The sequence below is a fragment of the Ensifer sp. Root954 genome, assembly GCF_001429005.1.
Lineage (GTDB): Bacteria > Pseudomonadota > Alphaproteobacteria > Rhizobiales > Rhizobiaceae > Ensifer > Ensifer adhaerens.
This window is the reverse complement of sequence record NZ_LMJM01000001.1, coordinates 182343-199756: the sequence shown is the minus strand read 5'-3', so window position 1 is coordinate 199756 and position 17414 is coordinate 182343. Positions and strand designations below refer to the sequence as shown.

Genomic DNA, 17414 nt, shown 5'->3' with positions numbered 1-17414 from the left:
ACCTTGCTAGGCGGAACCGCGCAGCATGATCTCGGCGCTCAAGAGAATGCGCTCGTCCTCGGGGAAGGCGCCGCCGTCGTTGGTGGTTTCCCCGAGCTTGAAAAGGAGCAGTTCAATCGCCAGCCGGCCAATCTCGTTATAGTTCTGCGCCACCGTCGTCAGCGGCGGGCAGGTGTAGCGCGACAGCGGATGGTCGTCGTGGCCGGCGACGCGCAGATCCGCATCGGCGTCGCGCCCTACTTTGAGACCCGACTGGAAGGCGGCGGCAATGACGCCGAAGGCGACGCGGTCGTTGGCGCAAAGCACCGTCCTGGTTGGAAAGCCGCCGGAGCCGAGGATGCGCAGCGTCTCGTCGAAGCCGAATTTTTCGAAATCCCAGGCGGCATTCGGCGTGGTTTCGACCAGTGCCGGCTCCATCTTCAGCTGCTGCATCGCTTCCAGATAGGCGTCGCGCCGGGCCATCGCGTTGTTGTTGACCGGCGGCATGCCGAAGTAGCAGGGCGGGCTGCCGGAGCGGCAAAGATAGTCGACCATCAGACGGAAGCTCTGGCGGTTGTCGGTGCCGACGAAGGACGAGCTGTCGTCGAGTGGCGAGTCCACATAGATCAGCGGAATGCTGGCGCCGAGCGCCGTCAGCGTCCGGTGATGCGACTGCACGCCGAGCGGCGCGATGATGGCGCCGGCGACGTTCATCGACTTGAAGGTTTCGATCGCCCGCTCTTCCATCTCCGGCCGCCCGTCGGAGGAAAGCACGAAGGCGAGAAAACCGGCCTGGTTGGCGATGTGTTCGATCCGGCGCGTCAGCGCCATGTAAAAGGGATCGGTCGAGTTCGGGACGATGACGCCGAGGATATTGGTGCGGCGGCGGTTCAGGTTGACGGCGAAGATGTTCGGGCGAAAACCCGACTGCTTGATCGCAGCCTCGATGGCATCGCGGGTCTTCTTGCGGACCGAGCCTGGATCATTGAAGTATTTCGAGACCGTCGGGCGCGACAAGCCGACGAACTCCGAAAAATCCTCCATGGTCTTGATCTGTCTGTCCACGGTCGCTGTGCCCCATATTGTTTTGATTTCGTTTATAGGTTCATTTCGAGGGGATAGGCAGTACCGGCTCGCAAATATTCACCGAACATCCGGCCTGACGCTAAGCGCGGCAGGCCCTGAAGTAATCCTCGAGAACCCGATCGACGGCAGCAAGTGCCAGCGGTTTTGCTTGAGCCGCGACTTCACCGTCGCGCACGCGCTCGTAGTTGCCGGGGAGATACTGGCTGATCAGCGTTTCCGCGATGACGACGCCGTCAAGCAGTGCCAGAAGTTCTTCGACGGCTGCCGCGACCTTCGGATGCGGCCAGTAATAGCGGATGCGGTCGCTATAGGAGAAGTGCCGCTGCAGCCGCTGGGCCTCCGCCGAGCCGTGGTAATACTTGCCCCAGTTGGCCGGCTCCTCGCGCATCACTTCCTCGGTGACGGCCGCCAGCGTCTGCTTGCGCGCCTCGGGGAAAAGGAAGGCGGCGATCTGGTCGAGGCCGTAGAGTGCCTCGCGCAAAGCGAAGGTCAGGCCCGGGCCGACCTTGAGAATGGCAAAGCCGTCGGAAACGAGATCGCGCAGCGCCTCTGGTGTCTGGTAGTCGGTCGAATGCGCTTCGAAGACGACGCCGTCGAGCTGTTTCAGGCTGGCGCTGAGCTTCGCCGCTTTCGCCCGGTCATAGGCGATCACGTTCTCGTTGCCGAACTCGACGCCCGGCTGGACCACCGCGCCCACGACACGTCCGAAGGCGTCGGCAGCGCCGGCCTTTTCAAACGCCTGGCGATGAATGGAGACAGTCTCGACCGCCGCCTCGGGTGCGGTGACTTCCAGCGTGTCGAGTTCTTCCAGTGCCCCGCCAGGAACCGGCACTTCGGTGCCGATGATGTAGACGGGAGCGGTGTGGTTTTCGCCGCAAATAGCGGCTTCGGCGGCAGCCGCCAGCCGTGCGGCGCGCTCCGCCGTCACCGCATCGGGCAGAGCCACCGGCTCGCCGGCGCAGCCCATGCTGGTATCGAGATGCAGCTTGGTGAACCCAGCCTTGGCATAGGCTTCGATCATCGTCTCGGCCTTGGCCATGGCCTCTTCGGCCGCAAGGTGTTTCCACGGGTTGGGGCCGAGATGGTCGCCGCCAAGAATGATCTTTTCCTTCGGGAAGGCGACGCGATCGGCGATCCCGGCGACGAAGCGGGTGAAATCGGCGGGCGTCATGCCGGTATAGCCGCCGTCCTGGTTGACCTGGTTGCAGGTCGCCTCGATCAAAAGCGCGGCATCTTCCTTCAGCGCCCGCAGCATGGCGGCTTCGATTACCAGCGGGTGGGCCGAGCAGACGGAGGGTATGCCGCGCGGGCCGGGGCGTTCGGACCAGCGGGCGATGTCGATCAGAAGGTTCTGTTGCATGGCGGTCAGCCCTTTTTCGCGGTGATGAAGGTTTCGAGATCGGCGCGCGTCGATGCGCCTTCCATAGGGCCGGAAATCATGACGGCGCGCGCGCCCGAGGCATTGGCGAATTCCAGTGCTTCAGCGGGCTTGGCTCCGTTCAACCAGAAGGTGACGAAGGTCGCGCCGAAGCAGTCGCCGGCGCCGGTCGGGTCGATCTCCTCGACCGCAAAACCCGGATGCGAGAGCGTCGTTTCACGATCGAAATAGCTGGCGCCTTCGGCGCCGCGCTTGACGACGACCACCTTGATGCCGGTGGCGAGCAGCTCGGCAACGGCTTCCGCTTCGGTCTTTGCCTGCGTGAACAGGAAGAGTTCCTGTCCGCTCGGCAGGAAGACGTCGGTCTTGGCGAGCACCGCCTGCAGCGCCTCGCGCATGCCGGGGCTGTCGAGGATTTCCGGCCGCAGGTTCGGGTCGAAGGAGACGGTGCCGCCGGCTGATTTGATGATCTCGATCGCGGCGATGATGCTCTCGACCACGCTTGGAGCGTAGAGCGACGAGCCCATCACGTGCAGGTGGCTGCAAGTTCCGACCAGCGCCCGGGTCGCCTCGTCGAGCCGGATCGTGCCGCAGGCACTGTGGCGGATGTTGAAGACGAAGGCGCGGCTGCCGTCGGCGCGGTAGCGGACGAAGGCGCTGCCGGTGGTGCCGAGCGGATCGACCGCGATACCCGAGATGTCGACGCCATCGGCCTTGAGCCGATCAAGGTTGACGTGGCCGAAATCGTCGTTGCCGACGCGCGAGATCATTGCCGCTGGCTGGCCGAGCTTGCCGACCTGGTCGATGAAGATCGCCGGCGCACCCGAGGGGTAGGGGCCGATCAAAGAGGTCGCCTGGCGAAAGCCGTCGCCCTTTTCGGTGGCGATGATCTCCACGAGAATTTCGCCGATCGTCAGTATCTTGTGCATGGATATGTTCTCTTCGGAAAGATCAGCGCTTTGCCTGCTTGGCGCGTACGTCGAGCCAGACGGCGATCAGGATCACCAGGCCCTTGACTATGAGCTGGTAGAAGTAGGGGACCGACAGCATGTTCATGCCGTTGTTCATGACGCCGATGATGAGCGCGCCGATCAGCGTGCCGACCATGGTGCCGACGCCGCCGGCAAGCGAGGTGCCGCCGAGGACTGCCGCCGCGATCGCGTCGAGCTCGTAGCTCATGCCGGCATTGGTCTGGGCGGAGAACAGGCGGGAGGAGAGAAGCACGCCGCTGATCGCCGCCATCACGCCCGAGATCATGAAGATGGTGATCTTCAGCCGGTCGACCTTGATGCCGGAGTAGACCGCTGCCTCGCGATTGCCGCCGGTGAGGTAGGCGCGGCGGCCGAAGCTCGTCTTGCTCAAAAGGATGTGGTTGACGAGGAAGAGCACGGCGACGACCCAGATGATGATCGGCAGGCCGAGGAAGCTTTCGGTACCGATGGCGGTCCAGGTCGAGTTCTCGATCATCGCCGGCGCGCCGTTGGTCGGCAGGCTGACCATGCCGCGGTAGATGCCCATGGTCGCGACGGTGACGATGAAGGATGGCAGCAGCAGCTTTGCCGTCAGTACGCCGTTCAGCATGCCCATCAGGGCGCCGGCAAGAAGCGTGATGGCGAGCGCCGGCGCGAAGCCGAGGCCGAAGGCGAAACATTGCGCGCCGACCATGCCCGCAACCGCAATGATCGAGCCGACCGAAAGGTCGATCTCACCAAGCAGGATCACCCAGGTCATGCCGAAGGCGGCGATCGCCACCACGGCCACCTGCTGCAGGATGTTCATGAAGTTGACGACCGACATGAAGCGCGGGTTGAGGAAGGAGAAGATGACGCAGAGCATCACCAACGACAAAAGGATGCCGCCATACTGTTTCAGGGCGCGCAGGAAGGTGGCCTGGAGTTCGGATTGCTGCGTCATGATTTAAATCCCGTTGCGTGCGCCATGATCGTTTCCGGGTTGAGTTCGGCGCCGGAAAGCGTTGCGCCGATGACGCCCTCGTGCATGACGACGACGCGGTCGCTCATTCCCAGCACTTCCGGCAGCTCGGAGGAGATCAGCAGGATCGCCGTTCCCTCGGCCGCCAGCTGGCGGATGATCTTGTAGATTTCGAACTTGGCGCCGACATCGACGCCGCGAGTGGGCTCGTCGAGGATCAGCACCTTGGGTCGGGTCAGCAGCCACTTGGCGAGCACGATCTTCTGCTGGTTGCCGCCGCTGAGCGAACCCGAGGGCGTGTCGAGCGAATGGGTCTTGATCGCCAGCCGGCCGACTTCCTGGGCTGCCGCCGTGCGTTCGGCGCGGCTGCGGGTGAAGCCGAGCGGGCCGGTGAAATCGGAGAGCGCCGCCATCGAGATGTTCCAGCCGACGCTGTGGCTGAGGACCAGGCCCTCTTCCTTGCGGTTTTCGGTGACGAAGCCGATGCCGCGGGCGATTGCCTCTGCCGGCGAGCGGAAGCGGACCGGTTGCCCCTCGAAGCGCACAGTTCCGGTCGCGGCCCTCATGCCGAAGAGCGCGTTCATCACCTCGGAGCGGCCGGAGCCGACGAGGCCGAAGAAGCCGAGGATTTCACCGGGCCGGATGTCGAAGGAGATGTTCTCGAACTCGCCGTCGCGGGTGAGGTCGTCGACGGAGAGAACCGGCGTGGCATCCGGCTTCTGCTCGTGTGCCGCTGGCGGATAAATTTCGTCCATGCGGCGGCCGACCATCAGCGCGATCAGCGCCTCGATGGTGACGTCGTCGCGATCATGGGTGGAGACATATTCACCGTCGCGGATGACCGTGATGTCGTCGCTGAGCCGCATGATCTCTTCCATGCGGTGCGAGATGTAGATGACCGCGACGCCACGGCTCTTCAGCCGCGCGATGATGTCGAAGAGGATCTCGGCTTCGCTGTCGCTGAGCGACGACGTCGGCTCGTCGAGAATGACGACTTTGGCCTCGTGGCCTAAGCCCTTGGCGATCTCGACCAGCTGGCGCTGGGCGATCGAGAGATTGCCGACCTTCTCGCTGACATCGATCGGCAGGCCGAGATCGGCGACGATCGCGCGGGCCCTGACGACCAGTTCCTTGTCGTTGATGAAGCCGAAGCGGCGTGGCTCGCGGGTGGCGAGAATGTTTTCGGCCACCGTCAGGTTGCTGCAGAGGCTGAGTTCCTGGAAGACGATGGCAAGCCCGAGGGCGGCGGCATCCTGCGGATTACGTGGCTGGTAGGGGCGCCCGTCGAGGGCGATTTCCCCCGAGGTCGCTTCGTGAACCCCTGCGAGGATCTTCATCAGCGTCGATTTGCCGGCGCCGTTTTCGCCGAGCAGCGTGTGCACCCGGCCGCGCCGAACCTTGAGGCGCATGCCCTTCAGCGCCGCGACCTGGCCGAAGGATTTGGTGACGTTGTCGATTTCGAGAATGGTATCGCTGGTCGAACCAAACATGGCGGCCTCCTTCAGGTCAGCCGAGAGCAGCGCCTCCGGCCAGAGGACGGAAACGGACCCTGATGGGTTGCCGCCGCCCCTGAGGTGGGGCGGCGGCTGTCCTGGGAGGACTTACTTCGCGGTGTAGACGCCGGGGACGATCGGCTGTTCGGCCGGCACGGTCTCGCCGGCGGCAACCTTGACGGCGGTGTCGACCGCCTGCTTGCCCATCTGGTCCGGGAACTGTTGGATGACGCCGACCATGACAGGGTTCGTGTCGACGGCGTCGCGGGCTTCCTTCATGCCGTCGAAGCCGATGACCTTGACCTGGGATTCGAGACCCGCAGCCTTGACCGCAACGGCAGCGGCAAGGGCGGCATCGTCGCCGAAGCCGAAGATGCCGGTGATATCAGGATTGGCCTGCAGCATGTTCTGGGCGGCGGCCAATGCTTCGGCGCGGGTGATGCCGGTCTGGATCGCGACGATTTCCATGTCCGGATGCTTGGCGATCGCTTCCTTGAAGCCGTTGACACGGTTTACCACCGACTGGACCGTCGGATAGTCGATGACGGCGACCTTGCCCTTGTTGTCGAGAACATTGGCCATCAGCTCGCCGGCCTTGACGCCGCCGGTGAAGTTGTCGGTGCCGATATGCGTGGTGACGGTCGCGCCATTTGCCGGAACGTCGACGGTGATCACCTTGATGCCGGCCTTCTCGGCTTTTTCGATCGCAGCGCGCACGCCCTGGCTGTCGACCGGCGAGATGACGATGACGTCGACGCCCTTGACGATGAAGTCTTCGACATCGGCGAGCTGCTTGTTCAGATCCTGGTTGGCGATCGAGACCTCGAGCTTGACGTTCTTGGCTTCAGCCTCGGCTTTCATCGCGTCGGCGAGCTCGATGTAGAACGGGTGCTGCTGGGTCAGAAGCGACGCGCCGATGCCGTCGGCAAAAGCCGAGGAGGCAAGGAGCGACAGCGCCGTGCCGGCGACGAGAGATTTCAGAATGCGGGACAAGTTCATGGTTTCCTCCCTGGAAACGGCGCGGGCCTTCTTGTGTCTCAGCCAAGCTGGCGAGGCCCTCCCACCGCCGTCTTGGTGAGGCCGTAAAAATCATAAAAGTTTTCGCGCGTCAACTTTTAAAAATACACGAACAAAATATTTGGAGCGCAGTGTGGAAATTTTTAGGTTGCGGCGGTCGTCCTTTCAGTCCTTTTGCGGGTGGCTTGTCTTTCCGCAGCCTTGCGCCAGATTTCATGACAAACGGCAAAGGAGACGAGCCATGGCTGAGACCGGCAAGACGGCGTTGGTCCACATTCTCGGGCGGGTGCAAGGCGTCAGCTTCAGGGTCTGGACGCGTGACGAGGCGCGCAAGCTCGGTCTGGTGGGATGGGTTCGAAACGAGGCGGACGGGTCGGTAGCCGCCTTGATCAGCGGCCCGGAGGACGCGGTCACCCTCATGCTCGAGCGCCTGCATGACGGGCCGCCGGCGGCATGGGTTTCAAAGGTGGTTGCCGAATTTGTCGAGCCGCCTGAGCACGTCGGTGACTTTCGCATCACCGAATAGGCCGGGATTGGTTTTTGGCGCCGGGTGGCGTTAGCCTGCCGAAACCGCTGACGGGCGGCCATAGGCGCGCAGGAACGTCTTTACCGCCCTGCGGGCGCTGATTTCCAGCTCTGCTTCGCTCGGCGTTTCACCGAAGAGCCCACCCATCTGCAGGTCGGCCTTGATCAGTGCGATGAACTGGCGCGCCGCGAGGTCGAAATCGTCGATTTCGAGCGGTGCGATGTGGGCAAGGCGCGCAAACAGCGCCGCCAGCGCCCGATCGGTCTTGCCGGGTCCTTGCTCCCGCCAGAACTGGAAGAGATGCGGATAGCGGTTGCCCTCGGTCGAGATCAGCTTCTGGATGAACTTGGCGTCCTGGTTGCAATTGCAGTTCTTGTTGAGGCGCACGGCAAATTCGGCCAGGTCTTCCTCGAGGTTATCGCCGTTTTCAGGAAAGGTCGCGAGGATGGAGAAAAGCACGCCGTTCACGCGATCCATGATGTCCTGGATCACCGCCATGAACAGCGTCTCTTTCTCGCGGTAGTGATTGTAGATGGTCTGACGCGAGACACCCGCCTCAATGGCGATTTCGTCGATGCTGGCGCCGGAAAAGCCTTCCCGACAGAAAACATCGGCCGCGGCCTCCAGGATCGAGAGGCGTTTCGCGAATTGCCCTTTCTGGGGGCGAGCGTCAGCCGAGGCCAAATCAAATTTCTTCATGGACCGAAGATAGGCGCCATTGACGATTTAGACAATGCTGTCTAATTTGACATGTGTGTCCAAATTAATGGACGGAATAGTCAGCGCAGGATGCGTATCCCCAACGTTCGATCCTGGCACGACGATGTCTTTGAGTTTCAATCCGGGCGGCAGCGATTTCGGCGCCGCGATTTCTGAAAGTTCATTGCCATGACAACGTCCTTCCTCCGCACGGCGATCGTGCTTGGCCTGATCTCGGCGATCGGCCCGTTTGCAATCGACATGTATCTGCCGGCCCTGCCGTCGATCGGCAAGGATCTGACGGCCGAAAACGGCGTGGTGCAGTTCAGCCTGCTGGCGTTCTTCATCTCCTTTGCCATCTCGCAGCTTGTCTATGGGCCCCTCTCCGATATCTGGGGCCGCAAGGCGCCGCTCTATCTCGGCATCGGCCTCTTCACCGTCGCCAGCATCGGCTGCGCGCTTTCGACCGACATCGAAACCCTGATCGCTTTCCGCTTCCTGCAAGGGATCGGCGGTGCCGCTGGCATGGTCATTCCGCGCGCCGTGGTGCGCGACATGCACACGGGCGTCCAGGCTGCGCGGCTGATGTCGATGCTGATGCTGGTCTTCAGCATTTCGCCGATCCTGGCGCCGCTTGCCGGCAGCGCCGTCATCGGCTTCTACGGTTGGCGCGGCGTGTTCTATGCGGTGACGATCGCCGCCTTCATCGGTCTGATCCTGCTCTCGACGCAATTGCAGGAAACCCGGCCGAAGAAGGATCGCGCCGACAGCAGTATCGCAAGTGCGCTTGCCGCCTATCGCCTGCTTCTCTCCGACCGCAATTTCCTGACGCTCACCTTCATCGGCGGCCTCGGCATTTCCGGGTTCCTGGTCTATCTCGCCAATTCGCCCTTCGTGCTGATCGACCATTATGGGCTGACGCCGACTGAGTACAGCATCGCCTTTTCGATCAATGCCGTGTCGTTCTTCGCTGTGTCGCAGGCGACCGGCTGGCTCGGCGAGCGCTTCGGCCTGGTGCGGGTCATGCATCTTGCCGTCGGCGCCTTCGCGCTGACCATGGTCACGATGTTCATCGTCATGAGCCTCGGCTTCAACCAGTTGCCTGTCATGGCCGCGTTCCTCTTCGTCGGCTATGGCGTGCTCGGCCTGGTTATCCCGACCTCGGCGGTGCTGGCGCTTGAAGACCACGGCGAGATCGCCGGCACGGCCTCGGCACTGATGGGTACGCTGCACTTTGTCACCGCCGCCGTCGCCATGGTGGTTGCGACTATCTTCTTCGACGGAACGGCCCTGCCGATGGCCGGCGCGATCGCCGCTTGCGCCCTTGCCGCCTTCCTGCTGACGCAAGCAACGATCGGCCGCAGTCGGGTGGTCGCGGCAGAGTAGGCGCTGCTATTGCTGAACCAAAAGGCCGGCGAGGATGTCCTCGCCGGCCTTTTGTTGTCAGGTATGACCGAATGGACCGTCCTTAAAAATTCCAGTCCTCGTCCTCGGTCGCCACAGCCTTGCCGATAACGTAGGACGAACCGGAACCGGAAAAGAAGTCGTGGTTCTCGTCGGCATTCGGCGAAAGCGCCGAGAGAATGGCCGGGTTGACCTTGCAGGCTTCCGCCGGAAACAGCGCCTCGTAGCCGAGGTTCATCAGCGCCTTGTTGGCGTTGTAGTGCAGGAACTTCTTCACGTCTTCGGTCAGGCCGACGCCGTCATAGAGCGCCTCGGTGTATTTCGCTTCGTTGTCGTAGAGTTCGAGCAGCAAATCGAAGGCGAAATCCTTGATCTCCTGGCGGCGTTCCTCGCTCAAACGCTCCAGCGCGCGCTGGAACTTGTAGCCGATGTAATAGCCGTGCACCGCCTCGTCGCGAATGATCAGCCGGATCATGTCGGCTGTGTTGGTGAGCTTGGCGCGGCTCGACCAGTACATCGGCAGATAGAAGCCGGAATAGAACAGAAAGCTTTCGAGAAAGACGCTCGCGACCTTCTTCTTCAGGGGATCGCCGGAGGCATACTCCGCCATGATCAGCGCCGACTTCTTCTGCAGGAACTCGTTCTCTTCCGACCAGCGATACGCATCATCGACATCGGGTGTCAGGCAGAGCGTCGAGAAGATCGAGGAATAGGAGCGGGCATGCACCGCCTCCATGAAGGAGATGTTGGAAAGCACCGCCTCCTCATGTGGGGTGGCCGCATCTTCCATCAGTCGGACGGCGCCGACGCCGTTCTGGATCGTGTCGAGCAAGGTGAGGCCGGTGAAGACGCGGATGGTGAGTGTCCGCTCCTCCGGCTTCAGCGTTGCCCAGGAGGGAATGTCGTTGGAAAGCGGCACCTTCTCCGGCAGCCAGAAATTGCCGGTCAGACGGTTCCAGACCTCCAGATCCTTGTCGTCTTCGATGCGGTTCCAGTTGATGGCGCGGATGCGGCTTGCGGGTTTGGTGTGCATGTTCATGTCGTTGAACCTTTGTGATCGTGTATGCCTCATCGCGCGGTGAGGGGGTGCCCCTCATCCGCCTGCCGGCACCTTCTCTCCGCTTGCGGGGAGAGGGCTAGGGTGAGGGGCCGTTACTGGAATGCGAGGTTACAGCGCGCAGGAAACGCAGCCCTGGACCTGCGTACCCTCGAGCGCCATCTGCCGAAGGCGGATGTAGTAGATGGTCTTGATGCCCTTCTTCCAGGCATGGATCTGAGCACGGTTGATGTCGCGGGTCGTTGCCGTGTCGCGAAAGAACAGGGTCAGCGACAGGCCCTGGTCGACGTGCTGGGTGGCGGCCGCATAGGTGTCGATGATCTTCTCCGGCCCGATCTCGTAGGCGTCCTGGTAATATTCGAGATTGTCGTTGGTCATGAAGGCGGCCGGATAGTAGACGCGGCCGATCTTGCCTTCCTTGCGGATCTCGATCTTCGAGACGATCGGGTGGATCGAGGAGGTCGAGTGATTGATGTAGGAGATCGAACCGGTCGGCGGCACGGCCTGGAGGTTCTGGTTGTAAAGGCCGCCTTCCATCACTGCCCGTTTCAGCTCCAGCCAGTCCTCCTGAGTCGGGATCGAGATGCCGGCTTCCTCGAACAGGCCCTTCACCTTTTCGGTCGCCGGCAGCCATTCGGCTTCGGTGTATTTGTCGAAGTACTCGCCCGACGCATACTTCGAGTTTTCGAAGCCCTTGAAGCTCACGCCCCTCTCGACCGCTAGCCGATTGGATGCCCGGATGGCATGAAAGGTTACCGTGTAGAAATAGATGTTGGTGAAATCGATGCCTTCCTCCGAGCCGTAGTAGATGCGCTCGCGGGCGAGATAGCCGTGCAGGTTCATCTGCCCGAGGCCGATCGCGTGGCTGTCGTCGTTGCCCTTTTCGATCGAGGGCACGGACGAGATGTGGCTCATTTCGGAGACGGCGGTGAGGGCGCGGATCGAGGTCTCGATCGTCTGGCCGAAATCCGGGCTGTCCATGGCAGCCGCAATGTTCAGCGAACCGAGATTGCAGGAGATGTCCTTGCCCATGTGCTTGTAGGAGAGGTCGTCGTTGAACTCGCTCGCCTCGCTCACCTGCAGGATTTCCGAGCAGAGATTGCTCATGGTGATGCGCCCGGCGATCGGGTTTGCCCGGTTCACCGTGTCCTCGAACATGATGTAGGGATAACCGCTTTCGAACTGGATCTCGGCGATGATCTGGAAGAAGTCGCGCGCCTTGATCTTGCGCTTGCGGATGCGGGCATCCTCGACCATCTCGCGGTACTTCTCGGTCACCGAAATCTCGGTGAGGGGCACGCCATAAACCTGCTCCACGTCATAGGGTGAGAACAGATACATGTCCTCGTTGTTGCGGGCGAGCTCGAAGGTGATGTCGGGGATGACGACGCCGAGCGACAGCGTCTTGATGCGGATCTTCTCGTCGGCGTTTTCGCGCTTGGTATCGAGGAAGCGCATGATGTCGGGGTGGTGGGCGTGCAGGTAGACAGCACCGGCTCCCTGGCGCGCGCCGAGTTGGTTGGCGTAAGAGAAACTGTCTTCGAGCAGCTTCATGACCGGGATAACGCCGGATGACTGGTTCTCGATCTGCTTGATCGGCGCGCCCATCTCGCGGATGTTGGTGAGCGACAGCGCCACGCCGCCACCGCGCTTGGAAAGCTGCAGCGCCGAATTGATGGCGCGGCCGATACTCTCCATGTTGTCCTCGATCCGGAGCAGAAAGCAGGAGACGAGCTCGCCGCGGCTCTTCTTGCCGGCGTTGAGGAAAGTCGGCGTTGCCGGCTGGAAGCGGCCGGAGATGATCTCGTCGACGAGATCGCGGGCAAGCCCCTCGTTGCCGCGCGCCAAGGCCATCGCCACCATGCAGACACGGTCTTCGTAGCGTTCCAGGTAGCGCTTTCCGTCGAAGGTCTTCAGCGTATAGGACGTGTAGTATTTGAACGCCCCGAGGAAGGTCGGAAAGCGGAACTTCTTTGAATAGGCATGATCGTAGAGATCGCGCACGAAGTTGAAGGAATACTGGTCCAGCACTTCCTGCTCGTAATAGCCCTCGGTCACCAGATAATCGAGTTTTTCCCGGAGGTTATGGAAGAACACCGTGTTCTGGTTGACGTGCTGGAGGAAGTACTGTTTCGCCGCCTGCCGGTCCTTGTCGAGCTGGATCCGTCCCTCTTCGTCATAGAGGTTCAGCATTGCGTTCAGCGCATGATAGTCGAGCGCTGCTTCCGTCGCCTTCAAGGGGCGTTCGAGTGTCGTGACGTCCAAAATCGTTCCATCCCGTTTTTGACATTGGCGACGTCCTCGTCGGTCCCGAGCAGCTCGAACCGGTAGAGATAGGGTACCCGGCACTTGGCCGAGATCACGTCGCCGGCGATCCCGTAGGTCGCGCCGAAATTGCTGTTGCCCGCTGCGATCACGCCGCGGATGTGAGAGCGGTTGCCCGCGTCGTTCAAGAAGCGGATGACCTGCTTCGGCACCGCCCCGCGGCCATCGTCGCCGCAATAGGTCGGCACGATCAGCACATAGGGCTCTGCGACCGTAAGTGCGTCCATACCTTCCCTGAGCGGTATGCGGGCGGCGCGAAGGCCGAGCTTTTCGACGAAGCGATGGGTGTTTTCCGAGCGACTGGAAAAATAGACGATCAGGCCCATCGCCCGCGTCCTTCAGGAAAGCGCGCTGATCATGTCCGGGCGGAAACCCGCCCAATGCCGCTCGCCGGCGACGACGACCGGGACCTGCCGATAGCCAAGACCCTGCACCAGCGCGAATGCATCGGAATCCTCGGAGATATCGACGATGCGATAATCGATGCCTTGGCGGTCGAGCGCACGGGTTGTGGCGGTGCATTGGACGCAGGCTGGTTTGCTGTAGACGGTGATCGACATGGGTTCCTCGTGAGGGTCTGGCAAATGGGCGCAAAAAGTCGTCGGATCGCGCGAACGCGAACCGTGGTGTTGGCGATTGGACACGAAACATCGCTCCCCGGTCGACTCGACCGGAGTTGACGTCGTCAAGCTGGCCCAAGGTCGGTTACGCAACCGGGCCGGCTCGTTTTGGTCGGGCGCTCAGGAATTCCGCGGATGCGGGTTTTCAAGGCGCGGCCTTTCAATCAGGCGCGCAACAACGCGCACCCGTCCGCAGAAGGTGGATCTGAACTGGAAGAAACTGGCATGACTTCACCCCGAAGCTTTCGACAGGCTGCCGGGGAGACGTCGAGACGATCGGGCAGGCTCATCCTGCCACGCACTCAACCCCTCCGGACACCCCGCCCGTGGACGTTTGGTGATCGAGGCAGGTCTCCTGGCTTACGGGTCAAAGCTTCCATCCCGACCTTCCCGAGGCCTCATGCCTCAGTGGTCCAAATCCGGACAGTCGCTCGCCGTCTACAGTTGCGGGGGCAGCTACGGCATAGCCTCAGCGGAAACCCGCCGGCGCACCGTATTCCCGTCTTAGCTCCCAATCCTTGCGAATCGGAAGAACCTCGAACACTAGATATGGTAGTTCATCGCAAATCTGCGTCAATAGGTTCCGTATGTGGACGGCGGGGGTAGGAGGGTGGTTTCTTTTGCAGTGTGGATAACGGGGAGTAAACAGCCGGTTGGCACCAAGGTTGTGGATAGGGCGCCCCTGGTGCGGACGCCCCATTCCATCAAGCAGCGAAAGCGGCCACGGGCCGGTTGTCCCCGTCGACGGCGACCATAGCGAAAGTTCCGGTAACAGTCCGCTGTCGCAGACCGGTGAGGAGCTCTTCCGACCAGAGTTCGACCTCGACGGTGGCTGAACTGCGACCCGTCCGCACAATGCGGGCGATGGGTTCGATGATCGAACCGATCATGATCCGGTGCTTGAAGTCCATACCGGTGCAGGAGGCAAGGACGGTCGCCCGGCGGCTCCGGCGCGTCGCGACGACGAATGCGGCCTTCGTCATATGCACGAGGGCGTTGCCACCGAATATGGCGCCAAAGCTGTTGGCCTGGCCGGGAAAGACGATGTCGACCATGCGTAGGGTGCCCGCCTCTTCGGGCGTGTCCGTTGCCACATCGAGCTGCGGCAGCGTCCAATCCGTTTCATCGGCACGGGGCATCGCGACCATGGTGAAGGTGCCCCTGCTGCAAAGGGCGCGGCTGCCGGTGGCGATATCTTCCGCGATCATCTCGACCTCGACCACCATCGAGCGGCGCCCGACACGAACCGGACGGCCGCTGAAGCAGACGATCTGACCGATGCGCGCAGGCGCACGAAAATCGATGCGGTCGCAGGATGCGGTGACGAAGGGAACGCGCCCGTGACGGGTGGCGACGATGAAAGCGATCCGGTCCATCGACGCGAGGGCGGCGCCACCAAAGAGCGTGCCATGGTGATTGGTATCGCCTGGAAAAACGATGTCGATCAGGGTTTGTGGCGCCGGGGTTTCCCCCGGCGCCGTCGTGACTTCGTGCTGCCCCGTCATGCTTTGACGGCTTCGCGCGTATCGGCGGCAAAAGCCGCTCGAAGCGAGCGGGCGGCGGCGACCATGTTAACGAGCGCCGGCCGCGTCTCTTCCCAGCGCCTGGTCTTCAGTCCGCAATCGGGATTGACCCAGATCTGGTCCGGCGTGAGGCCCTCGGTCGCTTTTTCGATGAGATGCACCATTTCCTCGACGCCGGGCACGCGTGGTGAATGGATGTCGTAGACGCCCGGGCCGATCTCGTTCGGATAGGCCTCGTCGGTGAAGGCGCCGAGCAGTTCCATCTTCGATCGCGACGTCTCGATCGACATGACGTCGGCGTCCATCGCCGCGATTGCGGCCATGATGTCGTTGAACTCGGAGTAGCACATATGGGTGTGGATCTGGGTCGCATCGCCCACCCCGGCTGCACTGAGACGGAAGCACTCCACCGCCCAGTCGAGATAGGCCTTGCGATCGGCATTTCGCAGCGGCAGGCCTTCGCGCAGTGCTGGTTCGTCGATCTGGATGATGGCGATGCCGGCGGCCTCGAGATCCGAGACTTCATCGCGCAGTGCTAGTGCGATCTGCCGGCACACCACGGAACGTGGCAGGTCGTCACGAACGAAGGACCATAGCAGCATGGTGACCGGACCTGTCAGCATGCCCTTGACCGGGCGATCGGTCAGCGACTGCGCGAAGGTCGCCCACTCGACCGTCATCGGGTTTGGTCGCGAAACGTCGCCGAAGATAACAGGCGGACGCACGCAGCGCGATCCGTAGCTCTGCACCCAGCCGCTCTGGGTGAAGGCGTAGCCCGAGAGCTGCTCGCCAAAATATTGCACCATGTCGTTGCGCTCGAACTCGCCGTGAACGAGTACGTCGATGCCGACCTCTTCCTGCCAGCGCACCGCCAGTTCGGTCTCTCGGCGAAGATAGGCGGTGTAGTCGACATAGCTGAGTTCGCCCTTCGCATGCAGTGAACGGGCCTGCCGAACCTCCGATGTCTGTGGGAAGGATCCGATCGTCGTTGTCGGGAAGAGCGGCAATGACAGCTTCTTCGCCTGCAGTGCCCGGCGACCCGCGAACGGGGACTGCCGCTTGCTGTCCGCATCCGTCAGCGCTTTCAAGCGCCCGGCGACCAAAGGATCATGGATCCTGAGTGAGGTGAGCCTCGCCTGGGCGGACGCGATCGAGGCGGCGAAAACGTGCTCGGAAATGGCAAGCCCCGGCTCGAAGGCGCTGGCAAGCAGGCTGAGTTCGTCGAGTTTCTGCGTACCGAAGGCGAGCCAGGAGGAAAGTTCCGGATCAAGCGCACGCTCCAGCTCGAGATCGATCGGCACGTGCAGGAGTGAGCATGAAGGTGCGAGCTCGATGCGGTCGCGGCCGTGGGTCGAAGTCAGAGGCTGCAGCCGGCGGAACAGGTTGGCCAGATCGGTCCGCCAGATGTTGCGGCCGTCGATGACCCCGAGCGATAGGACCCGGTCCGCCGGAGCCGATTGGATGAGCGTGTCGATCTGCTGCGGCGCGCGCACGAGATCGACATGCAGTCCATCGACCGGCAGCGCCAACGCCGTTGCCGTGTTGTCGCCGATCGAGCCGAAATAGGTCGCCAGCATGATCTTGAGTCCGGGCACGTCGGTGTCGAACGTGCGATAGGCGAGGTCGAGGGCGCGACGATCCTTGTCCGCGAGATCGAGCGCCAGGCAAGGCTCGTCGATCTGGACCCAATCGGCGCCGGCGTCAGCAAGCTCCGCCAGGACCCTCACGTAAACGGGCAGGAGCCGTTCGATCAGATCGACCGGATCGAAGTCGCCGCCCTTCGATTTGCCGAGCTTCAGCAGTGTCACCGGGCCGATGAGCACCGGGCGTGTGCGATAGCCGAGGGCTTGAGCTTCCTGGAAGGCTTCCAGCGGCCGATTGTGGGTGAGCTCGAAGCGCTGATCCCTGTCGAACTCGGGCACCATGTAGTGATAGTTGGTGTCGAACCACTTTGTCATTTCGAGCGCGGGAGTGCCGCTGCTGCTTCCCGAATGGGTGCAGCCGGCGGCGCAGGGCGTTCCGGCCGAGCCGCGCGCCATGGCAAAATAGGTGTCGAGATCGACCGGGCCGCCCGTCCAGCCATAGGCCGGCGGGATTGCGCCGACAAGCACGGCGGCATCGAGCACGTGGTCGTAGAAGGAGAAGTCGTTGGAGGGGATGATGTCGATGCCGCGCGTTTTCTGCGCGGCCCAGTTTTCAGCGCGGAGCTTGGCTCCGGTATCGAGAAGTTCGCCGCGGCTGGCCTTTCCGGCCCAATAGCGTTCGAGCGCGAATTTCAATTCGCGACGGCGGCCGATGCGCGGGAAACCGAGATTGGCAGTCTTGATGGTCATTTCCTTACCCCGAAGGTTATGGGCAAGGCTTGAATGCGACGC

At 62.3% G+C, this 17414-nt stretch carries 15 protein-coding genes and 1 riboswitch; of the genes, 2 read left to right on the top strand and 13 right to left on the bottom strand.

Annotated features, from left to right (window positions below):
• Positions 1-6 precede the first annotated feature (6 nt).
• The 6 genes from ASE71_RS00795 to ASE71_RS00770 form a co-directional block, all read right to left on the bottom strand.
• Positions 7-1023, bottom strand: coding sequence for a LacI family DNA-binding transcriptional regulator (locus tag ASE71_RS00795; RefSeq protein ID WP_060521939.1), 1017 nt, complete (start codon positions 1021-1023; stop codon positions 7-9).
• A gap of 121 nt (positions 1024-1144) precedes the next feature.
• On the bottom strand, positions 1145-2425 hold the full coding sequence (locus ASE71_RS00790; RefSeq protein WP_060521940.1) for a D-tagatose-bisphosphate aldolase, class II, non-catalytic subunit: 1281 nt from the start codon (positions 2423-2425) through the stop codon (positions 1145-1147).
• A gap of 5 nt (positions 2426-2430) precedes the next feature.
• On the bottom strand, positions 2431-3372 hold the full coding sequence (locus ASE71_RS00785; RefSeq protein ID WP_060521941.1) for a sugar kinase: 942 nt from the start codon (positions 3370-3372) through the stop codon (positions 2431-2433).
• A gap of 22 nt (positions 3373-3394) precedes the next feature.
• A complete protein-coding gene (locus ASE71_RS00780; protein ID WP_060521942.1) occupies positions 3395-4357 on the bottom strand; it encodes an ABC transporter permease in 963 nt (320 codons plus the stop codon).
• Positions 4354-5865, bottom strand: a complete 1512-nt coding sequence (locus ASE71_RS00775; RefSeq protein ID WP_060521943.1) for a sugar ABC transporter ATP-binding protein — start codon at positions 5863-5865, stop codon at positions 4354-4356. Before ASE71_RS00775 ends, ASE71_RS00780 begins: the two co-directional genes overlap by 4 nt.
• A 111-nt stretch (positions 5866-5976) precedes the next feature.
• Positions 5977-6867 carry a substrate-binding domain-containing protein gene (locus ASE71_RS00770; protein WP_060521944.1) on the bottom strand — a complete coding sequence of 297 codons (891 nt, stop codon included), beginning with the start codon at positions 6865-6867 and terminating at the stop codon, positions 5977-5979.
• Between the two features lie 259 nt (positions 6868-7126).
• On the opposite strand from ASE71_RS00770, the gene ASE71_RS00765 reads away from it, so the two are divergent.
• Positions 7127-7411 carry an acylphosphatase gene (locus ASE71_RS00765; protein ID WP_060521945.1) on the top strand — a complete coding sequence of 95 codons (285 nt, stop codon included), beginning with the start codon at positions 7127-7129 and terminating at the stop codon, positions 7409-7411.
• Positions 7412-7441: 30 nt separating this feature from the next.
• On the opposite strand, the gene ASE71_RS00760 is transcribed toward ASE71_RS00765, so the two are convergent.
• Positions 7442-8110: a TetR/AcrR family transcriptional regulator gene (locus ASE71_RS00760; protein WP_060521946.1), complete on the bottom strand. Its 669-nt coding sequence runs from the start codon at positions 8108-8110 to the stop codon at positions 7442-7444.
• A 189-nt stretch (positions 8111-8299) separates the two neighbouring features.
• Between ASE71_RS00760 and ASE71_RS00755 the strand changes: the two genes are divergently transcribed.
• The gene (locus ASE71_RS00755) at positions 8300-9496 is read left to right on the top strand and encodes a multidrug effflux MFS transporter (RefSeq protein ID WP_060521947.1); all 1197 of its coding nucleotides are present in this window, start codon (positions 8300-8302) and stop codon (positions 9494-9496) included.
• An 82-nt stretch (positions 9497-9578) separates the two neighbouring features.
• Here ASE71_RS00755 and nrdF read toward each other — a convergent pair whose 3' ends face one another.
• From nrdF to metE, 6 genes are all read right to left on the bottom strand, one after another.
• Positions 9579-10553 carry a class 1b ribonucleoside-diphosphate reductase subunit beta gene (gene nrdF / locus ASE71_RS00750; protein ID WP_060521948.1) on the bottom strand — a complete coding sequence of 325 codons (975 nt, stop codon included), beginning with the start codon at positions 10551-10553 and terminating at the stop codon, positions 9579-9581.
• 129 nt (positions 10554-10682) lie between these two features.
• Positions 10683-12836: a class 1b ribonucleoside-diphosphate reductase subunit alpha gene (nrdE, locus tag ASE71_RS00745; RefSeq protein ID WP_060521949.1), complete on the bottom strand. Its 2154-nt coding sequence runs from the start codon at positions 12834-12836 to the stop codon at positions 10683-10685.
• The gene (nrdI, locus tag ASE71_RS00740) at positions 12806-13222 is read right to left on the bottom strand and encodes a class Ib ribonucleoside-diphosphate reductase assembly flavoprotein NrdI (RefSeq protein WP_060521950.1); all 417 of its coding nucleotides are present in this window, start codon (positions 13220-13222) and stop codon (positions 12806-12808) included. Before nrdI ends, nrdE begins: the two co-directional genes overlap by 31 nt.
• Positions 13223-13234: 12 nt before the next feature.
• Positions 13235-13456 carry a glutaredoxin-like protein NrdH gene (gene nrdH / locus ASE71_RS00735; protein ID WP_034805557.1) on the bottom strand — a complete coding sequence of 74 codons (222 nt, stop codon included), beginning with the start codon at positions 13454-13456 and terminating at the stop codon, positions 13235-13237.
• A 387-nt stretch (positions 13457-13843) separates the two neighbouring features.
• Positions 13844-14070: riboswitch (cobalamin riboswitch) on the bottom strand.
• A 150-nt stretch (positions 14071-14220) separates the two neighbouring features.
• A complete protein-coding gene (locus ASE71_RS00730) occupies positions 14221-15021 on the bottom strand; it encodes an acyl-CoA thioesterase (RefSeq protein WP_060521951.1) in 801 nt (266 codons plus the stop codon).
• Complete coding sequence (gene metE, locus ASE71_RS00725) at positions 15018-17372, bottom strand: 5-methyltetrahydropteroyltriglutamate--homocysteine S-methyltransferase (protein ID WP_060521952.1); 2355 nt, start codon at positions 17370-17372, stop codon at positions 15018-15020. Before metE ends, ASE71_RS00730 begins: the two co-directional genes overlap by 4 nt.
• Positions 17373-17414: the final 42 nt, after the last annotated feature.

Excerpts from the sequence above, each read along its gene's own strand:
- ASE71_RS00780 (WP_060521942.1), bottom strand. The coding sequence starts at position 4,357 with ATGACGCAGCAATCCGAACTCCAGGCCACCTTCCTGCGCGCCCTGAAA.
- ASE71_RS00770 (WP_060521944.1), bottom strand. The coding sequence starts at position 6,867 with ATGAACTTGTCCCGCATTCTGAAATCTCTCGTCGCCGGCACGGCGCTG.
- ASE71_RS00755 (WP_060521947.1), top strand. The coding sequence starts at position 8,300 with ATGACAACGTCCTTCCTCCGCACGGCGATCGTGCTTGGCCTGATCTCG.
- ASE71_RS00765 (WP_060521945.1), top strand. The coding sequence starts at position 7,127 with ATGGCTGAGACCGGCAAGACGGCGTTGGTCCACATTCTCGGGCGGGTG.
- ASE71_RS00775 (WP_060521943.1), bottom strand. The coding sequence starts at position 5,865 with ATGTTTGGTTCGACCAGCGATACCATTCTCGAAATCGACAACGTCACC.
- ASE71_RS00790 (WP_060521940.1), bottom strand. The coding sequence starts at position 2,425 with ATGCAACAGAACCTTCTGATCGACATCGCCCGCTGGTCCGAACGCCCC.
- nrdI (WP_060521950.1), bottom strand. The coding sequence starts at position 13,222 with ATGGGCCTGATCGTCTATTTTTCCAGTCGCTCGGAAAACACCCATCGC.
- metE (WP_060521952.1), bottom strand. The coding sequence starts at position 17,372 with ATGACCATCAAGACTGCCAATCTCGGTTTCCCGCGCATCGGCCGCCGT.
- nrdF (WP_060521948.1), bottom strand. The coding sequence starts at position 10,553 with ATGAACATGCACACCAAACCCGCAAGCCGCATCCGCGCCATCAACTGG.
- nrdH (WP_034805557.1), bottom strand. The coding sequence starts at position 13,456 with ATGTCGATCACCGTCTACAGCAAACCAGCCTGCGTCCAATGCACCGCC.
- ASE71_RS00760 (WP_060521946.1), bottom strand. The coding sequence starts at position 8,110 with ATGAAGAAATTTGATTTGGCCTCGGCTGACGCTCGCCCCCAGAAAGGG.
- ASE71_RS00795 (WP_060521939.1), bottom strand. The coding sequence starts at position 1,023 with ATGGAGGATTTTTCGGAGTTCGTCGGCTTGTCGCGCCCGACGGTCTCG.
- ASE71_RS00785 (WP_060521941.1), bottom strand. The coding sequence starts at position 3,372 with ATGCACAAGATACTGACGATCGGCGAAATTCTCGTGGAGATCATCGCC.
- ASE71_RS00730 (WP_060521951.1), bottom strand. The coding sequence starts at position 15,021 with ATGACGGGGCAGCACGAAGTCACGACGGCGCCGGGGGAAACCCCGGCG.